This is a genomic window from Bradyrhizobium sp. MI1.4 (assembly GCF_055811315.1).
Map to the genome: position 1 here is coordinate 1 of NZ_JBVVPP010000110.1, position 3179 is coordinate 3179.

Annotated in this window: 2 protein-coding genes; both read right to left on the reverse strand. The window is 66.2% G+C overall.

Annotated features, from left to right (window positions below; all coding sequences use genetic code 11):
- Window positions 1-353 (reverse strand): chemotaxis protein CheW (locus tag AC0L23_RS39735; protein WP_085357185.1); only part of this gene is annotated, 353 nt, incomplete at its 3' end.
- Between the two features lie 31 nt (window positions 354-384).
- Entirely contained in the window at window positions 385-3177 is a 2793-nt protein-coding gene (locus tag AC0L23_RS39740) for a hybrid sensor histidine kinase/response regulator (RefSeq protein ID WP_317245497.1), read from the reverse strand.
- Between the last annotated feature and the right edge of the window lie 2 nt (window positions 3178-3179).

The window sequence follows — 3179 nt, forward strand, 5'->3', positions numbered from 1 at the left end:
TTGACGGGGTTTTCTTCCATGCCGTCCTCGGCGAGCCGCAGCACTTCGCCGATCTGGTCGATCAGCAGACCATAGGATTCACCGCGCAGGTCGACGCCGACCGCCATCGGGATCTTGCCGTCCTCGGGCTTGGGCAGGCCGAGCCGGGCGCGCATGTCGACCACGGTGACGATGCGGCCGCGCAGGTTCAGCACGCCCGCGATCTCGCGCGAGGACAGCGGCACGCGGGTGACGCGCTCGGGCATGAACACGTCCTGGACGCGGGAGATCGGCAGGCCGAACAGCTGGCCGCCGATCATCGCGGTGACGTATTCGACCATGGCGCCTTCGCCGGACTGGGTCTTCTTGGTCATGTGCGTATCTCCTGATCCATCCCGCTGGGGTTTAGGCGGCTGCGCGGCTCAGCTCGGAGGCGCCGGCGGCGCCCGCGGTCTGTTCCTTCAGCGCCGCGATCAGACCGGGACGGTCGAACTTGGCGACATAGTCGTGGAAGCCGGCCTGGCGGCCGCGCTCGATCGCCGCCGGCGACACCAGCGCGGACAGCCCGATGATCGGCATCGCGCCCAGATTGCTGTCGGAGCGAATGGTCTCGGCAAACTCGAACCCGTTCATGTCGGGCATCTCGATGTCGGTCAGGACCACGTCGAAGCTCTGCGCGCGCAGCGCCGCCAGGCCCTCCTGCGCGGTCGGCGCGGTGCGGACGCGGTAGCCGGCGGCCTTGAGCACCGGGGCCAGCATGTTGCGGAAGAACGCCGAATCGTCGACCAGCAGCACCGATTGCGAGTGCAGCGACGGCTTCATCTCCTTGCGGGTGAACCAGTCGGAGAACGCCATCGGCAGGAAGTGGCCGACGTCGATCACTTCGGTGGCCTGGCCCTTGATCACGGCCGAGCCGAGAATGCCGGAGGAGGATCCGCCGACCTCGATGTTGAGCCGTTCCTCGACGATGTCGATGATCTCGTCGACGACGAGGCCCATGGAGCGGCCGTCGTCGGAGAACACCAGGATCGGCTGGGCGCCCTGGCTCGCGATGGTGACGCTCTCCATGGCAACGAGCGGCATCAGCTGCTCGCGGTACTGCACCATGTAGCGGCCGTTCGAGAACTCGATCTTGTCGGCCGGGAGCTCTTCCAGGCGCGTGACGAGCCCGAGCGGGACCGCCTTGGGCTGGGCCGAGCCGGCGCGGAACACCAGCAGCGAGGTGGTCTGCTCGCCCGATCCGATGCTGTGCGTCCCGTTCTCGTTGTTCATGTCATGGGCCGAAGAGCCGGCGGCGCCGAGCGCCTTGGCAATGCCGTTGGGGTCGATGATCATGATGACCGCGCCGTCGCCCAGGATGGTATTGCCCGAGAACATGTCGATGTGGCGCAGCTTCGTCGACATCGGCTTGACCACGATTTCTTCGGTGTGGAACACGCCGTCGACGACGATGCCGAAGGTCTGGCTGCCGACCTGCGTCACCACGATGAAGCCGTTCTCGGGATCGGAGACGGCGCCGTCGTCGATCTTGAGCAGCTTCTTGAGATGGATCAGCGGCAGCAGCTTGTTGCGCAACCTGAGAACCGCGGTGTCCTTGATGCGCTCGATGCGGTGCTCCGAGTTGGCGCGGGCCCGCACCAGCTCGACCACGGAGAGCTGCGGGATCGCAAAGCGGTCGCCGGCGGCTTCCACGATCAGCGCGGAGACGATGGCGAGCGTCAGCGGGATCTTGATGGTGACGGAGGAGCCTTCACCGGCGACCGACTTGATGTCGATGGTGCCGCCGATCTGGTCGATATTGGTGCGCACCACGTCCATGCCGACGCCGCGTCCCGACACCGAGGTGATGGCGGCCGCGGTCGAGAAGCCCGGCGCGAAGATGAACTTGTGGATCTGGGCTTCGCTCATCTTCTCGAGCTCGGCCTCGGTGACCAGACCTGAGGAGATCGCCTTGGCCTTGATCCTGTCGGTGTTCAGGCCACGGCCGTTGTCGGCGATGCAGATGATGATGTGGCCGCCCTCGTGATAGGCGGACAGGCGAATGGTGCCCTGCTCGCCCTTGCCGCGGGCGAGACGCTCGGCCGGGGTCTCCAGGCCATGGTCGGCGGAGTTGCGCACCATGTGGGTGAGCGGGTCCTTGATCAGGTCGAGCACCTGGCGGTCGAGCTCGGTGTCGGCGCCGTGCATCTCCAGCTCGATCTGCTTGCCGAGTTCGCTCGAGAGGTCGCGAACGATGCGGGGCAGCTTCTGCCAGGCATTGCCGATCGGCTGCATGCGCGTCTTCATGACGCCTTCCTGCAGCTCGGCGGTGACGTTGGACAGCCGCTGCAACGGCACCTTGAACTCGGTGTCCTCGTTGCGGCGGGAGATCTCCAACAGCTGGTTGCGGGTCAGCACCAGCTCCGAGACCATGGTCATCAGATGCTCAAGCGTATCCACGTTGACGCGGATCGACTGGTTGGCGATGCTGGCTCCCTCGGCGGCGCCCTCGTCGGCGATCGACTTCTTCGGCACGGCCTTGTCCTTGGGCGCCTTGGCTTCCTTCGCTGCTTCCTTGGCAACAGGCACCGGGGCTTCAGCGGCCGGCGGAGGCTCCGCCTTGACTTCGGCCTTGGCAACCGGGACCGGCACTTCGATCGCGGTCTCGCGGAAGGCACGCTCGAGCTCGTCGAGCGAGACTTCGCCCGGACGCAGCGGACGCTCCAGGCTCTGGTCGGCCAGCACGCCGGAGGTCGGCGCGGCTTCAACGGCGACAGGCGCGTCCGGCACCAGCGGCGGCGCTTCGGCAACGGCAGCAGCAGCGCCGGCCGCCATGGCGGCCATGCCCTGCTCGACCATCGCTTCCAGCTTGTCGATGAGATCGCGGTCGGTGCCCTCGGGCTCGGCTTCGGTCGCCTCCAGCCCGGCCAGAATTTCCTTGATGCGGTCGATCGAGGACAGGATCACCGTCACCGCCTGCCCCGTCACCGGCATGCCGTCACGGAATTTGCCCATCAGCGTCTCGCCGGCATGCGCCAGCGCTTCCAGTCGCGGCAATCCGAGGAAGCCGCACGTGCCCTTGATGGTGTGGACCAGCCGGAAAATGTTATCCAGGATCTTGGCGTTGTTCGGCTCCTGCTCGAACTTCACCAGCTGATTGTCCACGGTGTCCAGGCTCTCGCTGGTTTCCGTCAAAAACTCCCGCAACAGATCATCCATGA